This is a genomic window from Moorena sp. SIO2C4 (genome assembly GCF_010672485.1).
Taxonomy (GTDB): Bacteria; Cyanobacteriota; Cyanobacteriia; order Cyanobacteriales; family Coleofasciculaceae; genus Moorena; species Moorena producens.
On sequence record NZ_JAAHGN010000386.1, the window covers coordinates 1 to 6,480 of the forward strand.

General features: G+C 43.2%; 8 protein-coding genes. 4 read left to right on the plus strand and 4 right to left on the minus strand.

From position 1 onward, the window contains the following. Both F6K20_RS19660 and F6K20_RS19665 read left to right on the plus strand, forming a co-directional pair. A partial coding sequence (locus F6K20_RS19660; RefSeq protein WP_287295737.1) for a zinc ribbon domain-containing protein occupies nucleotides 1–335 on the plus strand: 335 nt, incomplete at its 5' end. Between the two features lie 112 nt (nucleotides 336–447). Continuing rightward, nucleotides 448–594, plus strand: a complete 147-nt coding sequence (locus F6K20_RS19665) for a hypothetical protein (RefSeq protein ID WP_154659697.1) — start codon at nucleotides 448–450, stop codon at nucleotides 592–594. Nucleotides 595–700: 106 nt separating this feature from the next. Here the strand turns inward: F6K20_RS19665 and F6K20_RS19670 are convergent, their stop codons facing one another. Then, nucleotides 701–865 (minus strand): hypothetical protein, encoded by a 165-nt coding sequence (locus F6K20_RS19670; protein ID WP_287295738.1) that lies wholly within the window; start codon nucleotides 863–865, stop codon nucleotides 701–703. 24 nt (nucleotides 866–889) lie between these two features. Here F6K20_RS19670 and F6K20_RS19675 point away from each other — a divergent pair, with 24 nt between their 5' ends. After that, entirely contained in the window at nucleotides 890–1,198 is a 309-nt protein-coding gene (locus F6K20_RS19675) for a hypothetical protein (protein ID WP_287249440.1), read from the plus strand. Between the two features lie 74 nt (nucleotides 1,199–1,272). Here F6K20_RS19675 and F6K20_RS19680 read toward each other — a convergent pair whose 3' ends face one another. Continuing rightward, a complete protein-coding gene (locus F6K20_RS19680) occupies nucleotides 1,273–2,457 on the minus strand; it encodes a DUF3095 domain-containing protein (RefSeq protein ID WP_287249438.1) in 1,185 nt (394 codons plus the stop codon). 171 nt (nucleotides 2,458–2,628) lie between these two features. On the opposite strand from F6K20_RS19680, the gene murJ reads away from it, so the two are divergent. Then, nucleotides 2,629–4,251 carry a murein biosynthesis integral membrane protein MurJ gene (gene murJ / locus F6K20_RS19685; protein ID WP_008180604.1) on the plus strand — a complete coding sequence of 541 codons (1,623 nt, stop codon included), beginning with the start codon at nucleotides 2,629–2,631 and terminating at the stop codon, nucleotides 4,249–4,251. 167 nt (nucleotides 4,252–4,418) lie between these two features. Here the strand turns inward: murJ and F6K20_RS19690 are convergent, their stop codons facing one another. Both F6K20_RS19690 and F6K20_RS19695 read right to left on the minus strand, forming a co-directional pair. After that, nucleotides 4,419–5,636, minus strand: coding sequence for a glycosyltransferase family 4 protein (locus F6K20_RS19690; protein ID WP_287295739.1), 1,218 nt, complete (start codon nucleotides 5,634–5,636; stop codon nucleotides 4,419–4,421). Between the two features lie 100 nt (nucleotides 5,637–5,736). Beyond that, the coding region (locus tag F6K20_RS19695) for a M16 family metallopeptidase (RefSeq protein WP_287295741.1) at nucleotides 5,737–6,480 on the minus strand (744 nt) is incomplete at its 5' end.

A 6,480-nucleotide genomic window follows, 5' to 3' on the forward strand; every position in this document is an offset into this window, starting at 1 on the left:
CCCAGATTCCGATTTATACGTTTAAGGACAAGCTGGAAAGCCTCTGTCAGCGGTATGGGATTGAATTAGTTGAGCAAGAAGAATCTTACACCAGTAAAGCGTCTAGCTTGGATAAGGATGAATTACCAGTATGGAATGCTGATAACCCAAAAAGTTACACATTCAGCGGTAAAAGAATAAAGCGTGGATTATACCGCACTAGTAAAGGTTGGTTGATCAACGCTGATTGCAACGGAGCATTAAACATAATTCGTAAACATACAAGTAAGCCTGATGATTTTATTGGAGGGTTTAGAGGCTGTTTGGCTCAGCCGTTAAGGGTTTTATGCTCTTAAGAATCCCCCGCTATAATCTACGATTTAGCGGTGGGAGTGTCAAGGTCCGATTACCGATAGCAGTGGCTTAGACACCTTAAAGACTTACTTAGAGCAACTGGAAAAATTGGCATTGACTTGGAAAGAAAAGTCTCTGACTCAAGAACAAGTGCTGGCCAACTATTCCCAAATACCTGCTGCTTATAAGAATTATAAATTTCAAGGATTATACAAGGATAATCTTGAAACAGCTTATAAGCAAATTACCGTTGAACGTTGAGGGTTTCAGGGGGAAAGTTGCTGAATTATTCCAGGATAATTGAGGATATCATAATAAGGTAAGCTATCAGCTATCAGCTATCAGCTATCAGCTATCAGCTATCAGCTTATGGGTTAGGTCCTATGCGTCGAAGCCTGTGCCACACTACCTGAGGTGCTTTTGAATAAAATAAGCTGACTGCTGACTGCTGACTGCTGACTACTGACTGCTGACTACTGACTGCTGATTGCTGATTGCTGACTGCTGACTGCTGACTGCTGACTGTTAACACGATAAAAAATCCTATCATGCTATCATGACTAATCAAGAAGAAGATCCATTAAAAAGCAAGCTAGAGAAAAATTTGCAAGAGTCCCAATGGCTACAGAAATTTAAACAACTGAGTCAAGGACTAAGCCAAATTAAGACAGAAATTCCTCTAACTCAACTCTGTAAACTAGAGTGGGTTACTGCTACTGATAGCTTAATCATCCACTGTCCAAATCTAGAAGTCAGGGATGGATTGTGTAAGCTTTCATCCCAGATTGCCCAAATCACTATTGGGGCAAAATGCTTTATTATTAGATATGCTGACTATGAAGACGTTACTATTAAGCCAGTGTAATTATTCCCTATCATGCTATTAGCTATCAGTTATTAGCTATCAGTTATTAGCTATCAGTTATCAGCTATCAGTTATCAGCTATCAGCTATCAGCTTAAGTCTATCTTTCATATCTTTCGCAGCTACAGCGTAGCCTCCGTCTGCACCATCCACAAAATGTACTTGGCGTCCATGGCGCTCAAATACCAGACAGGTCATCAGTGCTCGGTCTGAAATATGCAGACCATACACTAACTTACCTTGTTTATAATTCTTTTCCAAATAGTCTGTTAATTGTTTTCGTTGTACTTCATTGCCAGCAATAACCATGCGCAAGATATCATCAAACTTTCTGTAATCCGTTGCTGCGATCGCATTTAGTTTATAGGCTCCCCAGTCTCCATCTGGTAATGTCACCTTTAACTTCATCAACAACCAGCCCAAGAGATTTTCCAAGCAGATTTTAGCAAAATAGAGCATCCTATGGCTCAGCTTATTCGACTGGGCGCACAGGCGAGTTTCAGGACTTAAGTTTTGATAACTAAACCCTAGATTTAAATAGTTTTCATCAACTGGATTTAAAACCTCTTCACTTCCATAAATAGTGTCAATTTTTTCAATAATTGCTCGATAAGTTAAATTAGCTAAATTTTGTTGATTAGACGTTGCTTTGACAATCAAGCTGATCGTTTCACCATATTTACTAGGAATGTCTTGCCAGCGACACTCTAAATTAGACAAATCAGCTTTAGCCTTATCAGTAGGGTTTTGGTAAAGGTAGAATTGACTCGTATTTGAATGTTTAATCAATTCAGTAGCATAAGTCAAACCATCTCCAGTAAATATAGCCTGATAATAGTTTTCAGATACCTTGAGCTTCGCTAATTTAACATCATAATCATTAACTCTCACATCAGACATAGGTACTGCACCCACCCGCAATTCCATCCCAAATTCTCCCCTGGCTAGCTGACTAGTCGCTAACAACGCTTCCCGAGCAAGGGCAAACAGAGAAGGAGGAATCAACAGAGTTGCACCATCTCCCCCAAATACAAAAGGAATGTCTAAATTACCTGCTATATTTAAAACAGCGACAATGGAGCAGGCTCCTAATAGGTTAACCTCTTTGTAGCGTCCTGATTCGATAGCTTGAGTCGAACCAATAATATCGCTAATTACAACATACCAATCCCTGGGAACCGATTTAAAATTCTGAGAGTCAGTAATATCGATGAAGTTTTCTAAAAGGGGTAAATTAGCATAAAAAAAGTCTGTAGTCATGGTTTAATCTAAAGGAATAACAAACCTTTTTAGTAGGGTGATAACACCCTGAAAGGCACTTAGATAAAACCAAGCTAGCTGCTACACCCTAGCAACCGTCAACTGTCAAGGGTCAACAACAAGGGATCCTTATAAAATAAGCAAGTTAACTATTGATTTTATTAACCATTTGTGTCTGAAAACCAGAAAACCACTCGTTCCCTAGCTGGCATTGCCGGGATTGTCGCAGTAGCCACCATTATTAGTAAAGTATTTGGCTTAGTCCGCCAACAAGCCATGGCAGCAGCCTTTGGAGTTGGTCCGGTTATCAATGCCTACAGCTATGCTTACGTGATCCCCGGCTTTTTATTAATCCTCCTCGGTGGCATTAACGGACCTTTTCATAGCGCCTTAGTTAGTGTTCTCGCTAAACGAGATAAATCAGAAGCCCCACGGCTGGTGGAAACAGTAACTACCTTAGTCGCGTGCATCCTGTTACTAGTAACCATTGCTCTAGTGCTATTTGCTCCGGTCTTAATTGATGTTCTAGCACCAGGGTTTCAGGATACTCCAGAAGGGTTACAAGTTAGAGCGATCGCAATCCGGCAATTACAGATTATGGCACCCATGGCAGTGCTAGCCGGATTAATTGGCATTGGCTTTGGTACCCTCAATGCTAGCGATCAATACTGGCTACCTGCCGTCAGTCCCTTATTTTCCAGCATCACCGTCATTGTTGGCTTAGGAATATTAGCCCTACAGTTGGGCAAAGAAATTAGTAATCCCGATTTTGCCATGATCGGTGGGATTGTCTTAGCTGGGGGTACCCTTGCTGGAGCAACTCTTCAATGGGTAGTGCAGCAAATCGCTCAGTGGCGCAGTGGCCTAGGTAAAATACGCCTACGATTTAACTGGGGTATCCCTGGAGTCAAAGACGTGATGCAGGTCATGGCTCCGGCCACCTTTTCCTCTGGGATGCTGCATATTAATGTCTACACCGACTTATTCTTTGCCTCCTTCCTCCCCCAAGCCGATGCTGCTGCTGCTAGCTTAAACTATGCCAATCTTTTAGTGAATACCCCCCTAGGCATTATCTCCAATGTTATTCTAGTTCCTCTACTGCCTGTATTTTCCCGACTAGCCGCTCCCGAAAATTGGCCAGAACTCAAGCAACGGATTCGCCAGGGAATTCTGCTCAGTGCCTTGACAATGTTACCTTTAAGTGCATTGATGGTGACCTTAGCCATGCCCATCGTGCAGGTAGTGTATCAGCGTCAAGCCTTTGATGCTAATGCCTCTCGGTTAGTAGCATCAGTGCTCATGGCTTATGGGATGGGCATGTTTGTCTACTTGGGACGGGATGTGCTAGTGCGGGTATTTTATGGTTTAGGAGATGGACAGACACCCTTTCGTCTGAGTGTGATTAATATTCTTCTCAATGCTGTACTAGATTATTTTCTAATCGATACCTTTGGCACACCCGGTATTGTATTTGCCACCATTGGTGTGAATGCCTTTTCCATGGTAGTGCTGTTATGGATATTGAACCGCAGGCTAAATGGCTTACCTTGGCAAGAATGGATGTTGCCAATTCTCGGTTTAGCAGTAAGTAGTGTAATCGCTGGTGCCGCCAGTTGGGGAGTCAGTTGGGGATGTGAGCAAGTATTAGAAACCAGTATTATTTGGGTAAAATTGCTGCAATTGAGTCTAGCTGGATTAGCAGGTTTAGGTATATTTGGTTTGTTAGCAACTCAGTTGAAGTTACCAGAGGTGGATATGTTTGTAGCTCGTGTGCGCCAGAAGCTGGGTCGTTGACAGTATTTAATCCTGTTTAGGTCTTCAACCTTAAACCTTAAACCTTCAACCCGATCACCTTCAACCTTCAACCCGATCACCTTCAACCTTCAACCTTCAACCTTCAACCCGATCACCTTCAACCTTCAACCTTCAACCTTCAACCTTCAACCCGATCACCTTCAACCTTAAACCTTCAACCCACTTTCTCGTATCCACTGCAAATGCTGGGATAATAACTCATTTAAATCATAACCTTGTTGAATGGTTTCCCTTGCCTTAGCGCGAATACCAGCCATCTGTTCTGGATGGTCGAGAGCTTCCTCAACCCGATCGGCGATTTCCTCTGGCGAGAAAAAGTCTACTAACAAACCATTAATCCCATCTTCAATCACCTCTGTCACTGGGGGAGTATCAGACGCTACTACCAAACAACCTGTAGAAAGGGATTCTAGCATCGACCAAGACAGAACAAAAGGACGGGTGAGATAAATATGAACAGAGGAAGCTTGAAGGACTTGTAAGTATTCTGAGTAAGGAAGTAAACCAGTAAAGTGGACTCTGTCTAGGTCAAGAGGGACTTTTTCTAACATCAAGTCTTTGTAAGTTTTGCCATCCGGTAGGGTTTTACCATAAGCCACCCGATTTTCCCCGACAATCACAGCATGACACTTAGGACGTCGCTGCTGAAGCATACCGATTGCTTCGATCAATTGGGGAAAACCTCGATAAGGTTCCATGCCCCGTGCTACATAGGTAACCAGTTCTTCCACCTCAGACAGGTCTAAGTTTATCCGTTTTAGTACTAACTTTGCCCCTGGATTGGGTTTAAAGAACTCGGTGTCTACCCCATCATGACGCACGGTAATTCTGTTGTGGAAGTCGGCTGGAAATTGCTGGCGCTGCCAGTAGGTAGGAGACAATCCGCGATCGCAACTGGCTAGGTCTAACAAAATCGGGGCATTTTTCATCCGAATCCGGGCTTCATCGTCAGCGTTTAGGGGCTCAGATGGATCAAAATCAGCATCTGTGCCATGGGCATGATAAAACCACTCGAAGTAGCACAGTAATCTGGCTTGGGGGAAAGCGTCTTTGATAAATAACGTTGGTCCCCAACCCGAATGACCATAGACCACATCAGGAACAAATCCCTTAGCCTTCAGCTGATTGGCTAAGCGATAGACAGCTTGACCCTGAAGTACGGCATTTTCTAAAGGTCTAACATAGTGGTGAGTTTCTGGACGTACTTCCCTAGAGGTATTGTAAAGAGCTTTTACCACTCCAGGCAGTTGCCCTTCCTTGCGCCTGGTACCAAACATAACCTGGTTGCGGTTATCTTTAGCTAAAGCAGTTGCTATGTGGCGAAACTGGGCAGGGAAATTGGGATGTAGGAATAGAATACGCATGGACAATAGCAAATGGCAAATGTTACAAGGCAAATGGTAAATCGATTTTTTCTTAATTAACCATTAACCATTAACAATTTGCCATTGATATACTGATATACTAGCTGTTTTGTGGTTCTGGAATGGTAATATCTAAGACGGTGACCTCCTCGGAAAGGCTAGTCAGGGCTGGTTTGATTTGGGAAGCATTGCCTACAACTACCGTAACAATCTGATCGGGTTTGAGATACTTTTCCGCCACCCGCTGTATATCCTCAATCGTAGTAGCTGTCACTGCCTTTTGATAACGGAAGATGAAATCCTCTGGGTAGCCATAGTATTCATAGCCCATCAGCCGAGATAGGGTTTGTTCTGGCTTCTGGAAATTGAATACAAAGGAGTTGAGAACGCTTTCTTTTGCCTTAGCCAATTCTTCTGAGGTAATTGGACTAGTGCGCAGTTTCTGGATTTCATCTAGAACCGATTTAATAAAGGCTACTGTTGTTTCAGAGCGAGTTTGTCCCCCAGCAATAAACAGACCCGGATAGTCATAGCGAACACTCCAAAAGCCGTAGACCGAGTAAGCTAGACCTTGACGCGATCGCACTTCGTTAAATAGTCTGCCCCCAAATCCATTCATCACCTCATTTAAAACAGAAAGGGCGGCGTAGTCAGGGCTATTGAGCTTGCCCCCGATATGTCCCATTTGAATATAACTTTGGGTCAGTTGAGGTTGATCCACAAAAAATATACCCCCTAACTGAGCCTGGGATGCGTCTGGCACCTTTGGCTGTGTTGGGGCAGAGGTAGATTTCCAGCTACCAAATTTCTCCTCAATTAGCGATCGCATTTTCTCGGAGTCAAA

Bases quoted from the DNA above. Each gene is read 5' to 3' on its own strand.
- F6K20_RS19690 (WP_287295739.1), bottom strand. From the start codon at position 5,636: ATGCGTATTCTATTCCTACATCCCAATTTCCCTGCCCAGTTTCGCCAC.
- F6K20_RS19675 (WP_287249440.1), top strand. From the start codon at position 890: ATGACTAATCAAGAAGAAGATCCATTAAAAAGCAAGCTAGAGAAAAAT.
- F6K20_RS19680 (WP_287249438.1), bottom strand. From the start codon at position 2,457: ATGACTACAGACTTTTTTTATGCTAATTTACCCCTTTTAGAAAACTTC.